Consider the following 19,125-nt stretch of genomic DNA (forward strand, 5'->3'; position numbering starts at 1 on the left):
GCCGCGTCCCGCCCCGGCCCTCCCAACCCCCTCCCGTCCGCCCCGCGCTGCCCCGGACGCGCTTCCGCCTCGCCCGGCTCCGCTTGCGTGAGCGGCGCCCGGTGCCGCACCGGGCGCGGGCCCGCGTACACCCCGTACGAGGATCCGCGCCCGGCACGCCGGGAGCACGCACCGGACCGGCGCCGAAGACCCCGACCCGGGCGTACGACGGGAGTGCGACGACCCGACCCGGAGCGCCGCACCCGCCGGGCGGCGACCCGGCCGGCACCGCACGTCCGCGCCCCCACCGCACCGTCCCCGCACCGAAGGACTTCAGCCATGACGGACCTGCACCACACACCGGCGCCCTCCCCCCGGCCGCAGCCCGGCCACACCGAACCGGCCCCGGTGGGTGAGACGGCCCGTCCTGCGCCGCATCCGCCGCTCGGGGACCTGTTCACCGCATGGGTGGCCCGCGCTCCGCACGCGCCCGCGGTGACCGACGGCCGGCGGACCTGGTCCTACCGGGAACTGGCCGCACGGGCCGAGCGCCTGGCCGCCGACCTCTTACGACGCGGCGCCGGGCCGGACCGGACCGTGGCACTCGTCCTGCCGCGCTCGATGGAACTGGTCGCGGCGGAACTGGCCGTGGCCCTGGCGGGCGCCGCTTTCCTGCCCGTCGACCCCGACTACCCCGCCGAGCGCCGCGCCCTGATGCTGGCCGACGCCGCACCCGCGGTGGTCCTCGACGACCCGGCCCACGTCCGTGACGCCATGGGCGACGGCACCGCACCCCCGCCCGCGTCCCGGATCGCAGCGGTGGGCGCCGACCACGCGGCCTACGTCATCTACACCTCGGGCTCCACCGGAACCCCCAAGGGCGTCACGGTCACGCACCGCGGCATCGGCGGGTTCGCCGCAGCCGCCGCCGAACGCTATGAGGTCGGCCCGGGCGACCGTGTGCTGCAGTTCGCGTCCCCCAGCTTCGACGCATCCGTCCTGGAGCTGTGCATCTCCGTGCTGTCCGGCGCGACCCTGGTCGTCCCGCCGGACGGACCCTGGCTGGGCGACGAACTCGCCGCCGTCCTGGACGAACACCGCATCACCCACGCCCTCGTCCCCCCGGCCGCGCTCGCCACCCTGCCCGCCCCGGACGGTGGCGGCGCGCCCCACCTGCGCACACTGATCGTGGGAGCCGAGGCCTGCCCGGCCGGGCTCGTCGACCGCTGGGCCCCCGGGCGCCGCATGATCAACTCGTACGGGCCGACCGAGGCCACCGTCGTCGCCACCTGGACCGGACCGCTCGTCGCGGGTGGCGGCACCCCGACGATCGGCACCCCGCTGCCCGGCACGCAGGCCCATGTGCTCGACGAGGCGATGCGGCCGGTCCCGCCCGGCGCCGAGGGGGAGCTGTACGTGGGCGGCGACGGACTGGCCCGCGGCTACCTCCACCGCCCGGGGCTGACCGCGGCACGCTTCGTCGCCGACCCCTTCGGACCGCCCGGCACCCGGCTCTACCGCACCGGCGACCGGGTGCGCCGGACCGCAGGGGGCGAGCTGGAGTTCCTCGGCCGGCTCGACCGCCAGGTGAAGGTGCGCGGCTTCCGTATCGAACCCGGGGAGATCGAGGCCGTTCTGCTCCGCGACGCCGGCGTACGCGAGGCCGTGGTCGTGGTGCGCGAGGACGAGCCGGGACGCACACGGCTCGTCGGCTACGTCACGCCAGCCGACCCGCAACACGCTCCCGAGCCCGCGCAACTGCGCTCCGCGGTCGCCGCCGCCCTGCCTGCCCACATGGTGCCTTCGGCGGTCGTCCTGCTCGACGAACTGCCGCTCACCCCCCAGCACAAGATCGACCGACGGGCCCTGCCCGCACCCGCCGTCACCGCCGCCACGGGCCACGTCCCGCCGCGCACACCGGGCGAGCGGGCGCTGGCAGCCATCTGGTCGGACGTCCTGGCGGTCGAACCCGTGGGCGCCGAGGACGACTTCTTCGACCTGGGCGGCGACTCGATCCTCGCCGCCCGGGTGCTCTCCCGGATCCGCGACACACGGGGCGCCCGGCTCTCGGTCCGCGACCTCTTCTCCGCCCGGACGATCGCCGCCCTTGCCCCGCTGCTCGACGACCCGGCCACCGCCGCGCCGCCGGACCCGATCCCGCCGGCCCCGCGCGACCGGCCGCTGCCGCTGTCGAGCGCGCAGCGACGACTGTGGTTCCTCGACGACCTCACCGCCGGCGGCACCGAGTACAACACCGGCGTCGCACTGCGGCTGCACGGACCACTGGACACCGAAGCGCTGCGCCGCTCCCTCCACCGGCTCGCCGCCCGCCACGACTCCCTGCGCACCACCTTCACCACCGTCGACGGCCGGGGCGCGCAGCGGATCAGCCCCGATGCCGAACTCCCGCTGCGCACCGCCGACCTTGACACGCTGCCCCCCGACCGGCGCGCGGAGACGGCCGAACGCCTGATCGCCGAGGAACTGGGCCGCCCCTACGACCTGACGGCCGGACCGCTGACCCGGGCCTTGCTCATCCGCCGCGCACCCGGCGACCACCTGCTGCTCCTCGCCCAGCACCACATCGTCACCGACGGCTGGTCGGTGGGTGTCCTCACCCGTGAGCTGGCCGCGCTGTACCAGGCGGAGGTGTCCGGCGAAACCGACACCCTGCCTGCGCCCACCGTGCAGTACCCGGACTACACCGTGTGGGAACGGCAGTTGCGGTCCACGGACGCCGACACGGACGACCTCGCCTACTGGAAGCGGCATCTGGCCGGGATGCAGCAACTCCAGCTGCCCACGGACCGGCCACGGCCCGCGGTACGCAGCACCAACGGCGCGGCACACCGCCACCATCTCCCGGCGGACCTCGTCGAGCGGCTGCGGCAGCTGGCCGGAGGCCGGGGCACGACCCTGTTCACCCTGCTCGCCGGGGCGGCCGCCCTGTTGTTCTCCCGGTACTCCGGGCAGCGGGACGTGGCGTTCGGCACCGTCACCAACGGGCGGGGCCGCAGCGACCTGGAGGACGTGACCGGCTTCTTCGCCAACACCGTGGTGCTGCGCGGAGAGGTCGACGACACCGCAACGGTCGACCGGTTCCTGGACACCATGCGGTCGACCGTGCTGGACGCCTTCGCCCACGACGGTGTGCCGTTCGACCGGGTGGTCGAGGAACTGGCCCCGCCCCGCGATCCCGGCCGCACCCCGTTGGTGCAGGTGCTCGTGGTCCAGCAGACCGCTCCGGCCCACCCGCCGCAGGCCGGCGGAGTGCGCATCGAGGACCACCCGCTGCCCCGCCCGGCCGCCCGCTTCGACCTGGTCCTGGAGTTCACGCCCCGCGCGGACGGCGGCTGTGAACTGACCGTCGAGCACAACACGGACCTGTTCGACACCCGGACGGTGGCCCGGATGGGCCGTCATCTGCACCGCCTGCTGGAGGGCATGGCGGACGGCCCGCACCGGACGCTCGCGGAGCTGCCGCTGCTGTCGCAGGACGAGCGGCGCACCCTCCTGGAGGCCTGGAACCCGCCTGCACCCGCCCGGCGCGACACCGGCGCCAGCACCTTGCCCGCCCTGTTCGAGGCACAGGTGGCCCGGACCCCCGACCGGACCGCGGTGGTCTGCGGCACGGCCCGGCTGGACTACGCCGAGGTGAACCGGCGCGCCAACCGGCTCGCCCGGCTGCTGATGGCCGGCGGAGCGGGCCCCGAGACGCTGGTGGCGCTCTGCCTGCCGCGCTCCGCCGACCTGCCCGCGGTGCTGTGGGCCGTGCTGAAGTCCGGCGCGGGATACCTCCCGGTGGACCCCGGGTACCCCGCCGACCGCATCCGCTTCATGCTCGCCGACGCCGCTCCCGCTCTCGTCGTCGCGGCGCGCGAGACCGCCGGTGCGCTGCCCGACGGCTGCGACGCGCTGATCCTCGATGACTGTCTGGACGACGTCCGGGACGACACGCCCGGCGCGGCCACCCAGGCCGCGGCCGGCACACCGGACGCCGCCGGAGCGCACGACGCGAACCCGGCGGACACGGACCGGCTCAGGCCACTGGACCCGGACCATCCCGCATACGTCATCTACACCTCGGGGTCGACCGGCCGCCCCAAGGGGGTCGTGGTCACCCACCGCAGCGTGGCGGCGCTCGCCGACTGGGCGGCGGAGCGGTTCGGCCCGCACGGGCTGGCACATGTGGTGGCCTCCACCTCGCTCAACTTCGACGTCTCGGTGTTCGAAATGCTCTGCCCGCTGCTGGCAGGCGGCACCGTCGAGGTGGTCGCCGACCTGCCGGCCCTCGCCGAGGGAGCGGGCCCGCGGCGCGCCGGACTCGTCAGCGGCGTGCCGTCGGTGGTCTCACGGATGATCACCGGGGGAGTGCCCGTCCGGCCGGACAGGGTGGTGCTGGCCGGTGAGGCGCTTCCCGCGCAGACCGTGCGCGACCTGCGGGAGACCATGCCCTCCTGCGAGGTGGCCAACATCTACGGACCGACCGAGGCCACCGTCTACGCCACCGCCTGGTTCGCCGGGGACACCGAGCCGGACCACGCCCCGCCGATCGGCAGGCCCGTGGCCCGCACCCGGGCCTATGTCCTGGACCGGCTGCTGCGTCCGCAACCACCTGGCGTCACAGGGGAGTTGTACCTCGGAGGCGGCGGACTGGCACGCGGCTACCTGCGCCGGCCGGGACTGACCGCCGCCAAGTTCGTCGCCGATCCCTTCGGAGCGCCTGGCGACCGCATGTACCGCACCGGAGACCTGGTGCGGTGGACCGCCGACGGTGAGCTGGAGTACCTCGGCCGGACCGACCAGCAGGTCAAGGTGCGCGGCTTCCGTATCGAGCTGGGTGAGGTGGAGGAGGCGCTGCGACGTTGCGAGGGCGTTGCGGAGGCGGCCGCCACCGCCCCCGAACGCGACGGCCACCGCCGCCTCGTCGGCTATGTGGTGCCGGCCCCGGGTAGCCGGGTGGAGCCGGAGGCGGTGCGCCGGACGCTCGGACGCACCCTCCCCGACTACATGGTGCCCTCGGCCGTCGTGGTCCTGTCCGACCTGCCGCTCAACCCCAACGGCAAGCTGGACCGCGGCCGGCTCCCCGACCCGGCACCCGCGGTGCACGGTGTGCGCCATGTCGCCCCGCGCACGGCCACCGAGCGGACGCTCGCCGCCATCTGGGCCGACGTCCTGCGCGTGGAGCGGGTCGGGGCGGACGACAACTTCTTCGCCCTCGGCGGCGACTCCATCCTCAGCATCCAGGTGGTGGCCCAGGCCCGGCAGGCGGGACTCGTGGTGACATCCCGCGATGTCTACCGGCACCAGACGGTCGCCGCCCTGGCCCGCTGCGCGGACGACGCGGACAGCCCGCCGCCCTCCGCGCCGGCCGCCCCCGCCACCGGCCCGGCGCCGCTGACGCCCATTCAGCACTGGCTGTTCCGGAGCGCGGGCGACCGGGCGGGCCACTTCGCCCAGACGCTGTCGGTCGAGCTGCCCGACACGGTCGACGCGGGGGCGCTGGAGGACGCCCTCAACGACGTCGTCGCCCACCACGACGCCCTGCGCTCCCGCTTCCTCACCGGCGACGGCGAGGCGCACGTCCGGTGGCACATCGACGAGGAGGCACCCCGCCTCCGTCTGGTGCACCACACAGGACCGGACACCGACACACCGCACGCGGGCCCCTTCGACCTGCGCCACGGCCCGCTGATGCGCGCCGTACTGCACGGGTGGGGACCGGGACGGAGCCAGGTCCTGCATCTTGCCGTCCACCACCTGGTCGTCGACGGAGTGTCCTGGCGGGTTCTGCTGGAGGACCTCGACCGGGCCTACCGCGCCCGGCGTGACGGCCGCGACGGGGCGGCGGCGCTGCCACCGAAGACCTCGGCGTTGCGGCACTGGGCCCAGCGTCTTTCGGGGTACGCGGCCGACGGCGGATTCGACGACGAGCGGGCGTACTGGTCGCAGACCCTCCAGGGCGCCGAAGCGGCCCTTCCCACGGACCTGACCGGCACCAACTCCTACGCCTCGGCGCGCTCGGTGACCGTGCGCCTCACTGCCGAGGACACCTCCGCCCTGCTGCGCACCCTGCCGGAGACCTACCGGACCCAGGCGGACGACGTGCTGCTGAGCGCACTCGGGCGGGTGCTGTGCGGGTGGACCGGTCACGACCGGGTGCTGGTCGACGTCGAGGGCCACGGCCGAGAGGAGCTGTTCGCCGACGCCGACACGAGCCGCACCGTCGGCTGGTTCACCACGCGTCACCCCATCGCCCTCGGCGTCGCGCAGGACGCCGACTGGGACACCGTGCTCAAGCAGGTCAAGGAGCAGCTGCGGGCCGTGCCACGGCACGGCCTGGGACACGACGCCCTGCACTACCTGGCCGCCCCCGGGACACCGCCTCCCGCGCCGACCGCGCAGATCAGCTTCAACTACCTCGGCCGGTTCACGCCGCCGGACGGACCGGACGGCCTCTATCACGGCCCGTGCCGCCCGTTGGAGCTGGACGCGGACCCCCGCGCCGTACGCCCGCACGCCCTGGAGGTGGTGGGGCAGCTGGACGGCGACGCACTGGAGTTCACCTGGTTCTACTCGGCGCAGGTGCACGAGGAGGCGACCGTCGCCGGCCTCGCCGACCGGTTCGCCGGGGCACTTGCCGGCCTCGCCCGGCACGCGGCCCGGCCGGGCTCCGCCGGACGCACCCCGTCCGACTTCCCGCTCGCCCGGCTCGACCAGGCCGCCGTGGACCGGATCGTGGGGGACGACCCCGGCGGGGTGGAGGACGCCCACCCGCTCACGCCCACCCAGGCGGGCATGCTCTTCCACGGTCTGACCGAGGACGACCGCAGCGTCTACTTCCAGCAGCTGACCTTCGTCCTGGACGGCGTGCCCGACCCCGCCGCACTGGCCGCGGCGTGGCAGCGGGTGACGGACCGCACCCCCGTGCTGCGCGGCCGCGTGGTCTGGCAGGACGTGACCGAACCCCTGCTGGTGGTGCAGCGCCACGCACCCGTGCCGGTCACCCACCTGGACTGGCGCGGGCTGCCCGGGGCCGAACGGGACAGCCGGCTGCGCGATCTGCTCGACCGCGACCGAGAGCGCGGCATCGATCCGGCGAAGGACCCGCTCCAGCGGCTGGTGCTCGCCCGGCTCTCCGACGGCGGTGTACGGGTGGTGTGGTCCTTCCACCATCTGGTGCTGGACGGCTGGAGCCTGTTCCACGTGCTGTCCGACGTCTTCACCGCCCACGCGGCACTGTCCGGGGCGCAGGCGGCGGACGGCGCCGCGGCGGACGACGCCCTGCCCGCCCGCCGCCCGTTCCGCGACTACGTGGCCTGGCTGCGCGACCGCGACCCCGTGGAGGCCGAAGGCCACTGGCAGGCGCGTCTGGGCGGACTCACCGAGGCCACCGCGCTGCCCTTCGACCGCGAGCCGCGCGAGCTCCACCGCGCGGAGTCGACGCAGGCGGTGCGGGTCACCCTGTCCGCGGACACCACCCGTGCCCTGGAGGAGATGGCCAGGACGGCGGGCCTGACCCTCAACACCGTCGTCCAGGGCGCCTGGGCGCTGCTGCTGGGCCGTCAGGCGGGCCGTGACGAGGTGGTCTTCGGCACCACCGTCTCCGGACGGCCGCCGGAGCTGGCCGGGGCCGAAGCCATGACCGGCCTGTTCATCGCGACCCTGCCCACCAGGGTCCCGGTGCCGCGCACCGGGAACGTGCTCGCCTGGCTGGACCGGCTCCAGCAGGACCAGAGCGAGGACCGGCGCTTCGACCACGTGCCGCTCACCCGGATGAAGGCCTTCACGGACCTGCCTGAACGGGCCGCCCTGTTCGACAGCATCGTCGTGTTCGAGAACTACCCGGTGGACGATGCGCTCGCGGCCGCGCACGGATTGCGGCTGACCGGCCTGGACGGCATCGAGACCACCAACTACCCGCTGAGCCTGGTGGCCTACCCCGGCGCGCAACTGGCCCTGCGGCTCGGCTACGACCCGGAGTTGTTCGACGCCGGCACCGCCGACCGGATGGCCGAGCACCTCACCGTGCTGCTGGAGGGCATGGCGGCCGACCCGGGCAGGCCGCCCGCCCGGCTGCCGCTGCTGACGGCCGAACGCCGCGCCCAGGTCGTGCACGAGTGGAACGCCACGGCCACCGGCACCCCAGCGGCGACGGTGGCGGACCTCTTCGCCGCCCAGGTGCGGCGCACCCCACACGCAGTCGCCCTGGCAGCCGGTGACGAACGCCTGACCTACCGCGAACTGGACGGCCGGGCCGAGGCGCTGGCCGTCCGGCTGGCCGGGATCGGCGTGGCGGCGGAACGCGCGGTGGGCGTGCTGATGGACCGTTCGGTCATGCTGGTCGTCGCGCAGCTGGCGCTCGCCCGCACCGGCGGCGTGTACGTGCCCCTGGACGGCCGGGCGCCTCACGAGCGGCTGCGGCGGATGCTCACCGAGGCGGCCGCGGACCTGCTGCTCACCGACGCCGTGTGGGAGGAGACGGCGCGGGCCGTGCTCCCCGACGGGAGCGTCCTCAGGCCGGACGCAGACGCCGCCGAGAGCGCAGGCGGCGTCGAGAACGCTGATGCCGCCGAGAGCGCAGGCGGCGTCGAGAACGCTGATGCCGCCGAGAGCGCCCAAGCCGCCGAGAGCGCAGGCGACGCGGAGAACGCCGAGGAAGCCGGCTCCGAGCCCGTGCGCCCGGCCGTCCCCGCGGTGCACCCCGACAACGTCCAGTACCTCATGTTCACCTCCGGCTCCACCGGCGTCCCCAAGGGCGTGGCCGTGCGCCAGCGGGACGTGGCCGCACTCGCCCGCGACCGTGCCTTCGAGGGGCACGACCGGGTCCTGGTGCACTCGCCGCACGCCTTCGACGCCGCCACCTACGAGCTGTGGGTGCCGCTGCTGCGCGGCGGCACTGCCGTGCTGGCGCCGCCCTCGGACCTCGATGCCGCCGCGGTGCGCCACGCGATCACGGAACAGAGCGTGCGCTGCCTGTGGCTGACGGCGGGTCTGTTCCGCCTGTTCGCCCAGGAGGACCCCGGCTGCCTGCGCGGAGCGCGGGAGGTATGGACCGGCGGTGAAGCCGTGCCGGGGGCCGCGGTGCGCCGTGTCCTGGACGCCTGCCCGGACCTCACCGTCGTCGACGGGTACGGCCCCACCGAGACCACGACCTTCGCAACCCGACGCGCCTTCCGCTCCGGCGACCCGCTGCCCGCCGTCCTGCCCATCGGGCGCCCGCTGGACGACACACGGGCGTACGTGCTCGACGACGCACTGCAACCCCAGCCGCCGGGCATACCCGGTGAGCTGTACATCGCGGGTGCCGGAGTGGCCCGCGGCTACGCCGGCCGGCCCGGAGCGACATCCGCGCGCTACGTCGCCGACCCCTACGGGCCGCCCGGCGGCCGGATGTACCGCACCGGCGACATCGCACGGTGGAGCGCGGACGGCGAACTGCACTTCGTGGGCCGCGTCGACGACCAGGTGAAGATCCGCGGCTTCCGCATCGAACCCGCCGAGATCGAGGCCCGGCTCACCGCCCACCCGGCGATCGCGGAGGCGGTCGTCACGGTGTACGAACACTCCGGACGCAAGCGTCTGGCCGCCCACCTGGTCCCGGCCGCGGACGCCGCCGTACCCACGGCGGCCGATCTGCGCACCCATCTGTCGGCCGATCTGCCCGACTACATGGTGCCCGCCGCGTTCGTGACGGTCGCGGAACTGCCCCTGACCGCCAACGGCAAGGTGGACCGGCGCCGGCTGCCCCTGCCCGACTGGTCGTCGGCGGGCGACACCGCCTACCGTGCGCCCGGCACCGAGGCCGAGCGGATCCTCGCCGGCATCTGGGCGGACCTTCTCGGTGCCGAACGCGTCGGCGCCGACGACAACTTCTTCATGCTGGGCGGGGACTCGATCCTCAGCATCCAGGTCGTCTCCCGCGCCCGCACCGCGGGACTCGCGCTGACGCCCCGGGATCTGTTCCGGCATCCCACGGTCGCCGCCCTGGCCGCCGCCACGGGTACCGCGGCGCCCGTCGCCGGCACGGCGCCGGTGACGGGGGAGGTCCCGCTCACCCCCGTCCAGCACTGGTATCTCGATCCGGCTCCGCGGCGCCCGGAGTTCTTCGACCAGTCCGTGGTCGTGGAGACGGCCGACGACCCCGACCCGGACGCCCTGCGCCGCACCCTGGCCGCCCTGTGGGCCCACCACGACGCCCTGCGCACCCGTTTCGTCCCGCAGGACGACGGGTCCTGGCGCCCGTACTGCGCCGACCCCGACGCGACGCCACCGCAGCTGCTGACGGTCTGCGACCTGACCGGGCTGGACACGGCGGCGGCCGAGGAGACCGAGGCCCGCGTCACCCACGAGGCGCACACCGGTTTCCGGCTGGACGCCGGGCCGCTGCTCACCGCACGGCTCTTCACCGCCACCGGCGACCGGCCCGCCCGGCTGCTGCTGACCGTCCACCACCTGGTGGTCGACGGAGTCTCCTGGCGTGTCCTGCTGGAAGACCTAGAGACCGGCTACCGGCAGGCGCGGGCCGGGGAACCGGTCCGCCTGCCGGCGCGCACCACCTCCCTTCAGGAGTGGTCGCGACGGCTGCAGGCCCACACCGCCGACGGTGGTTTCGCGGCGCAGAGCGAGTACTGGGAGACGGTGTCCGGGCACTGCGCGGCGCCGCTTCCGGTGGACCGTGACGGTGGCAACACCATGTCCGACGTACGGGCGGTGACCGTCCGTCTGGACCGGCAGCGGACCGACGACCTGCTGCGGAAGGTGCCCGGCGTCTACCGCACCCGCATCGACGACGTCCTGCTGACCGCACTCGGCCGGGTCCTCGCCGCATGGACCGGGCGGCGTACCGTCGCCGTCGGTCTTGAGGGGCACGGCCGCGAGGACCAGCTGTTCGAGGACATCGACCTGTCCCGCACGGTCGGCTGGTTCACCACCCTGTTCCCGGTCGCCCTCGACATGCCCGACGGGGACTGGGACGCCGCCCTGAAGTCGGTCAAGGAGCAGCTGCGGGCCGTACCGGACCGCGGAATCGGCTATGGCGCCCTGCGGTACCTGGCACGGGACGAACGTCTCGCCGGAGCGCCGACGCCCGGCATCAGTTTCAACTACCTGGGCCGTTTCGACTGGTCCGCCTACGGCGGGGCACTGGTGTCCGCCGTGCCCGGTGGCCTGGGCGGCGAGGAGGCACCGGAGTCGGTGCGCCCGCATCTGCTGGACGTGGTGGCCCGTGTCGAGGGCGACCGCCTGGAGATCACCTGGCACTACAGCACCGGACGCCACCGCGAGGACACGGTGACCGGGCTCGCGGACGCCATGCTGCGGGCCCTGGAGGACATCGTCGCCCACTGCTCCCGCCCGGACGCCGGGGGCCGGACACCGTCCGACTTCCCGCTGGCCCGCCTCGACCAGGCGGTCGTGGACCGGGTCGTGGGCGACGGCAGGGCGGTCGCCGACCTGTATCCGCTGACACCGATGCAGGCGGGCATGCTGTTCCACAGCCTCATGGACCCGGACGGCCGCACCTACGTCAACCAGGTGCAGCTGGTGCTGAACGGCGTCACCGACCCGCACGCACTCGCCGAGGCATGGCAGCGCACGGCGGACGCCAACCCGATGCTGCGCACCCGTCTGACGTGGCAGGAGACCGCCGAACCGCTCCAGCTCGTGCAGCACCGGGCCACCGTGCCGGTCACCCACCACGACTGGTCCGGGTGGACGGATGAGCGGTGCGCGACGGAGCTGGCCGGGCTGCTCGCGAACGACCGGCAGACCGGCATCGACCTGGCCGCCGCGCCGCTGATGCGGCTGGCCCTGATCCGGCTGTCGCCGGACCGGGTGCGGATGGTGTGGACGTTCCACCACGTCCTGCTGGACGGGTGGAGCGCCGCCCAGGTGTTCGACGAGGTGTGCGAGCGGTACGCCGCCCTGACGGCCGGGCGCCGCCCCGGCGTTCCCGGCCGGGCGCCCTTCGGCGACTACCTGCGCTGGCTGTCCCGGCGGGACACCGAGGGCGCGGAACGGTACTGGCGGGAGGCGCTCGCCGGATTCTCCGTCCCCACCGAACTGCCCCGGGACCGACGCACCGCCGAGGCGCACCGCACCTCCTCGTCCGGATCGGTTCGGGTGACGCTCGACGCCCGTGTGTCGGCGCAGCTGCGGGAGACGGCGCAGCGTGCGGGCCTGACCGTCAACACGGTGCTGCAGGGCGCCTGGGCGCTGCTGCTGTCCCGGTACGGCGGCGGGGACGACGTCGTGTTCGGCACGACCGTCTCCGGACGCCCGGCCGAGCTGCCGGGGGTGACCTCCATGGTCGGCGTGTTCATCAACACGCTGCCCACGCGGGCCCGGATCGACGGACGCCGCGAGCTGGTGGACTGGCTGCGCGAGCTCCAGGCCGCCCAGTCGGAGTCGCGCCGCCACGACTTCGTCTCGCTCGCCCAGCTCCAGGCCTGGAGTGAGGTCCCGGGAGGGACGAACCTCTTCGAGAGCATCGTGGTCTTCGAGAACTACCCGTTCGACGGCGGCGCCCTCGCCCGGCACGGGCTGTCCCTCGAGCAGGAACGCGACCTGGAGCCGACCAACTACCCGCTCAGCGTGGTCGTCGCCCCCGGCGAGACCCTGACGGTCGCCCTCGACTACGACCCGGGGGCCTTCGACGCCGAGACGGTCGAAGGGCTCGGCGCGAGCCTCCGGACGCTGCTGACGGAGATGGCCACCGACCCCGGCCGCCGCCTGGCCGAGCTGCCGTTGATGGACCCGGCGCAGGGCAGTCGCCTGCTCGAACGGTTCGCCGGTCCGGTCGCGTCGGCACCGGCGAGTACCCTGCCCGAGGCATTCGAGGAACAGGCCGCGCGCACCCCCGACGCCCAGGCGGTGCTGGCGGGTGCCGAACGCCTGACCTACCGGCAGCTCGACGAGCGCGCCAACCGGATGGCGCGGTTGCTCGTCGACGCCGGCGCGGGCCCCGAGCGGTTCGTCGCCCTCGCGCTGCCCCGCACCGCCGACCTGATCGTGGCGCTGCTGGCGGTCCTCAAGAGCGGCGCCGCCTATCTGCCGGTGGACCCCGGCTACCCGGCCGAGCGCATCGCCTTCCTCTTCGAGGACGTCCGGCCCACAGCGGTGGTGACGAGCACGCAGACGGCCGGCCGCCTGCCGGAGGGGCCCTTCGCACGGATCGTGCTGGACGACCCCGCATGCGCGCAACGCCTCACCGCGGCCTCCGCCGCAGGCCTGCGCGACGACGAACGGCACGGGGTGCTCCTGCCCGGCCATCCCGCCTACGTCATCCACACCTCGGGGTCGACGGGCCGCCCCAAGGGCGTCGTGGTCGCGCACGCCTCGGTGGCGGCGCTGACCGAATGGGCCGCGGGCGCCTTCGAGGGCCGGGGCCTGGCACACACGGTGGCGTCGACCTCGCTCAACTTCGACGTGTCGGTGTTCGAGATCCTGTCCCCGCTGCTGGCCGGCGGATGCGTCGAGCTCGTACGGGACCTGCTGGCCCTCGCCGAGCGCCCCGGGCCCTGGAGTGCCGGCCTGCTCAGCGCGGTGCCCTCCGCGCTCGGCCGGCTGCTCGCCGAGGACACCGTCCACGTCACCGCCGACACCGTGGTGCTGGCCGGCGAGGGCCTGCCCGCCCGTACGGTCGGACAGGTGCGGGCGGCGGTGCCCGGCTGCCGGGTGATGAACATCTACGGCCCCACCGAGGCCACCGTGTACGCCACCGCCTGGACCTGCGACCCGGCGGACCCCGACCGCGTCCCGCCGATCGGCAGGCCCATCGGCGGCGCCCGTGCCTACGTCCTGGACGGCCGCCTGCGTCCGGTGCCCGCGGGGGCGCCCGGCGAGCTCCACCTCGCCGGCACCGGCGTGGCCCGCGGCTACCTGGGCAGGCCGGGTCTGACCGCCTCCCGGTTCCTGGCCGACCCGTTCGGGCCGCCCGGCTCCCGCATGTACCGCACCGGCGACCTGGTGCGGTGGACGCCCGACGGTGACCTCGTCTACCTCGGGCGCACCGACGACCAGGTGAAGGTACGCGGCTTCCGTATCGAACTGGGCGAGGTGGAGGCCGCGCTGGCCCGGCACCCGCAGGTGTCGGCAGCCGTGGCCCGGGTGGTGGAGCACGACGGTCACCGGCGGCTGGTCGCCTACGCGGTGCCCCGGGGCTCCGAGGTTCCGGACCCCGCGGCGGTGCGTGCCTTCCTGGCGGACACGCTCCCCGACCATCTGGTTCCCTCACTCGTGGTGCCGCTGGCGCGGCTGCCGCTCGGCGCCACCGGCAAACTGGACCGGCGTGCCCTGCCCGAACCGGTCTGGGCCGCCCCGGCCGCGGGCGGCGACCGCGCGCCGCGCACCGACGCCGAGCGGACGCTCGCCGCGATCTGGTCCGACGTGCTCGGCATTCCCGAAGTCGGCGCGGAGGACAACTACTTCACGCTCGGCGGCGACTCGATCCTCGGTATCCGGATCGTCTCCGCCGCCCGCCGGGCAGGCCTCGCCCTGACACCCCGGCACCTCTTCCAGCACCAGACCGTCGCCGAACTGGCCGCGGCGGCCGAGGCCCTGCCGGCCCCGGTCACCGCGGCCGAACAGGGCCCCGTCGTGGGCGGAATGCCGCTCACCCCCGTACAGCACTGGCTGTTCGACACGCTCACCGGCGATCCGGCGGCCTTCACCCAGACGGTCTCCTTCCACCTGGCGGCCGACACCGACGAGACACTGCTGCGTGCCGCCCTGGCCGCGGTCCTGGAACACCACGACGCGCTGCGCCTGCGGTTCGAGCAGGCCGGCGACGGACGGTGGCTCCCGTACGGCACCGCACCCGGCGCCGCACCGCACCTGGAGGTGCACGAGCTGCCCGACGGCCCCGCGGAGAACACCGACGGGGAGCTGCGCCGCCTGGCCGACCGCCTGTCATCGGGCTTCGACCTGGCCACCGGAGGGCTGCTCAGGGCCGCGCTGTGCCGCCCCCGGCGTGCCCGGCGTCCGGTCCTGCTACTGGCCGCCCACCACCTGGTGGTGGACGCGGTGTCCTGGCGCGTGGTCCTGGAGGACCTGGACACCGCCTACCGGGCCCTGAGGGCCGGGAACAACGTGGACCTCGGTCCGAAGACGACCTCCTTCCGCTCCTGGGCCACGCGCCTCACCGCGCACACCGCGGCCGGCGGCTTCGACGACGAACTCGCCCACTGGCGGAGCCTGGACGGCGAGCACGGCCTGCCGGTCGACCTCGCCGGCGGCAACACCGCCGCCGACGAGGACACCCTGACGGTGCGTCTGGACGACGAGGAGACGCGCAGCCTGCTCCAGGACGTGCCGGACGTCTACCGCACCCGGATCAACGACGTCCTGCTGTGCGCCCTGGGCCGGGCCCTGACCCGCTGGACGGGACGGGACCGGGTCACGGTGGCGCTGGAGGGCCACGGCCGCGAGGAACTCTTCGACGACGTCGATCTGTCCCGCACGGCCGGCTGGTTCACGACGATGTTCCCCGTCGCCCTCGACGCTCCGCGCGCCGCCGACACCGGCACCGTGCTGAAGTCGGTCAAGGAGGGCCTGCGCGCAGTGCCGCGCGGCGGCCTGGGCTACGGCGCCCTGCGCCATCTGCACCCCACGGCGGGCCGTCAGCTGCCGGAACTGCCGCAGATCGCCTTCAACTACCTGGGCCAGCAGGAGTGGAGCGCGGCCCCCGGCGGCATGCTGCACGCGCCGTACGACGCCCTCGCGGGCGGTATGGACCGGGCCGGGGAGCGGCCGCACCTCATCGACGTCGTCGGCCGGGTCTCCGACAAGCGGCTGGAGTTCACCTGGTCGTACTCGCGAGAGGTGCACCGGCGCGACACGGTCGCCCGGCTGGCGTCCGGGATGGCCGACGAACTGCGGGAGATCGTGCGGCACTGCGCCGAGCCGGGTGCGGGAGGCCGCACCCCCTCGGACTTCCCGCTGGCCCCCCTGGACCAGGCCGCCGTCGACCGGCTGGTGGGCGCCGGCCGCGACGTGGTGGACGTCTATCCGCTCACCCCCACCCAGACCGGCATGGTCGTCCACGGCATGGACGAGCCCGGCCAGGGGCTGTACACCGAACTGATCACCTTCGTGATGGACGGAGTGCGCGACACCCGGGTGCTGGCAGCGGCCTGGCAGCACGTGGTCGACCGCACACCCGTCCTGCGCACCGCCGTGCAGCTGCACGGGGTGCCCGTCCCGCTCCAGACCGTGCACCGCAGCGCAGTCCTGCCCGTGACCGAGCACGACTGGAGCGGCCTGACGCCCTCGGAGCGCGAAGCGGAACTGGAGCGGCTGTTCACCGCGGACCGGGCCCGCGGCCTCGCCCTCGACCGGGCCCCGCTGCTGCGGGTCGCCCTGGTCCGGCTGGGCCCCGACGAAGTACGGGTGGTGTGGACCTTCCACCATGTGCTGCTGGACGGGTGGAGCGTCTTCCAGGTGCTGTCGGACGTCGTCACCTGCCACGCCGCGCTCGCCCGCGGAAACGACCTCGTGCTGCCCGACCGGCGGCCGTTCGCGGACTACGCCGCCTGGCTCGCACGCCGGAACGGCGCCCGCGCCGAGGAGCACTGGAAGCAGGCGCTCGCCGGTCTGACCGCCCCGACGGCGCTGCCCTACGACCACAGGCCCGCCCCCGGAGCGGCGGCCCGCTCCGGTACCTGGCTGTCGCAACGGCTCGGGGCGGACGCGACGGCCCGGCTGACGGACTTCGCGCGCCGCCACCGCCTCACCCTCAACACCATGGTGCAGGGTGCCTGGGCGCTGCTGCTGTCGCGGTGGAGCGGCGAGGGCGAGGTGTGCTTCGGCACGACCGTCTCCGGCCGGCCCGCGGACCTGCCCGGTGCGGACAGCATCACCGGCCTGTTCATCACCACCCTGCCCGCGCGGATCACCGTGGACGGCGGCGCGCGGTGCGGCAGCTGGCTGGGCGAGATGCAGGACGCACGGGCGGAGGACCGCCGCTTCGACCACGTACCGCTGACGGACCTGCACGCCTTCACCGAACTGCCCGCAGGGACAGCCATGTTCGACAGCCTGCTGGTCTTCGAGAACTACCCGGTCGGCGACGCGACGGCCGACGCGCACGGCGTACGGGTGCGGGACCTCGACGCGCGGGAGGCCACCAACTACCCGCTCACCGTAGTCGTCTCGCCCGGTGACCGGCTCGGCGTCGAACTGGGCTACGACCCGCGGTACTTCGAGGAACCCACGGCCCGTTCCATGGCCGCCCAGCTGCTGCACACCCTGCAGGCGCTGGCCGCCGCCGGGGACACCGCGCGGCTGGCAGCGGTGGACGTGCTGCCGCCCGACGAACGGGCCCGTCTCGTACGGGGTCCCGCGCGGCCTGCTTCCCCGCCGGCCGCCCCGGCCACCCTGCCCGCACTCGTCGAGGCCGCAGTGGACCGCCGGCCGACGGCACCGGCGCTGAGCGCGCCCGGGCTGCTGCTGTCCTTCGCGGAGGCGGAAGCACGGGCCAATCGCCTGGCGCACCGGCTCATCGCCCGGGGCGCGGGCCCCGGCGACATCGTCGCCCTGGTCCTGCCGCGCTCGGCGGACATGGTCCTCGGCCAGCTCGCGGTCGCCAAGGCGGGCGCCGCGTTCCTGCCGGTGGACCCCGGCTATCCGGCCGACCGGATCGCGCTGATGCTGCGCGACGCGGCACCCGCCGTGACCCTCGACGCCCAGGAGGTCGCGGACCTGCTCGCGGCGCCGCCGGACGGCGTGCCGGAGCACCGGCCCACCGACGCCGACCGGGTCCGCCCGCTGTACCTCGACGACCCGGCCTACGTCATCCACACCTCAGGCTCCACCGGCACCCCCAAGGGCGTCGTGGTCACCCACCGGGGACTGGCACCCTTCGCCGCGGCCGAGGCCGAGCACTACCGAGTGGCCCCGGGGGACCGGGTACTGGCCTTCGCCACCCCCAGCTTCGACGCCTCGGTGCTGGAGCTGTGCATGTCCCTGCCGCACGGCGCCACCCTGGTCGTGCCGCCGCCCGGCCCGCTGCTCGGCGCCCAGCTGGCAGACGTGCTGCGCGACGAACGCATCACCCACACCCTGCTGCCGCCGGCCGCGCTCGCCACCGTGCCGCCGGACACCCCCGGCACCCTGCCCGACCTCAGGACCCTGGTGGTCGGCGCCGACGCGTGCGGCGCCGACCTGGTGACCCGCTGGGCCCCGCACCACCGTATGGTCAACTCCTACGGGCCCACCGAGGCCACCGTGGTCGCCACCTGGTCCGCCCCGCTGGAACCCGACGGAGCGGCACCACCCGTCGGCCGCCCGCTGCCCGCCACCCGCGCCTATGTCCTCGACGCACGCCTGCGGCCGGTCCCCGAGGGCGTGGCCGGTGAACTGTGGCTGGGCGGGCCGTCGCTGGCGCGCGGCTATCTCAACCGCCCTGGCCTGACCGCAGGCCGCTTCACCGCCGACCCGTTCGGCCCGGCGGGTGCCCGTATGTACCGCACCGGCGACCTGGTGCGGCGTGATGCCCGCGGCGAACTGCACTACCTGGGGCGCACCGACCGCCAGCTCAAGCTGCGCGGCCACCGCATCGAGGCGGGCGAGGTCGAGACGACGGTGGTACGCCACCCGGCCGTGGTGGACGCGGTGGTGACCGTGCGGGAGGACGAGCCGGGGCTGCCTCGGCTGGTCGCCCACGTGCTCGCCCGGCCCGACGTCCCGCCGCCCGCCGCCGCGGAGCTGCGGGCGCTGGCCGCCGCCACACTGCCGGGGCACATGGTCCCGTCGGCGTTCGTGGTCATGGAGCGCTTCCCGCTCACCGAGAACGGCAAGACCGACCGGGCCGCCCTGCCCGCGCCCGCACCGGCCGAGGAGGAGACCGCCGGACACATAGCCCCGCGCACCCCCACCGAGGAGGCCTTGGCCGCCCTGTGGGAGGAAACCCTGCACACGGCCGTGGGCGTGGAGGACGACTTCTTCTCCCTGGGCGGCGACTCCCTGCGCGCCCTGCTCATCGCCTCCCGGGCCAACGACGCATTCGGCGTGACCCTCACGCCCCGCGACGTCCTGGTCTCCCGCACCGTCGCCGCCCTAGCGGACGCGGTGGAGGAACAGGTGCTGAGCGAACTCGAAGACGCCGCACGCGGCGACAGCGACCACGACGAACGGTGAGGACCTGAC

At 74.8% G+C, this 19,125-nt stretch carries 1 protein-coding gene; it reads left to right on the plus strand.

Features of this window, described 5'->3' with window-relative positions; translation table 11 throughout:
- Window positions 1-318 precede the first annotated feature (318 nt).
- A complete protein-coding gene (locus tag ACWCP6_RS24300; RefSeq protein WP_450934633.1) occupies window positions 319-19,116 on the plus strand; it encodes a non-ribosomal peptide synthase/polyketide synthase in 18,798 nt (6,265 codons plus the stop codon).
- Window positions 19,117-19,125: the final 9 nt, after the last annotated feature.

This window comes from Streptomyces sp. NPDC002004 (assembly GCF_053593975.1).

Coding starts and splice junctions, on each gene's coding strand:
- ACWCP6_RS24300 (WP_450934633.1), top strand. CDS start 319: ATGACGGACCTGCACCACACACCGGCGCCCTCCCCCCGGCCGCAGCCC.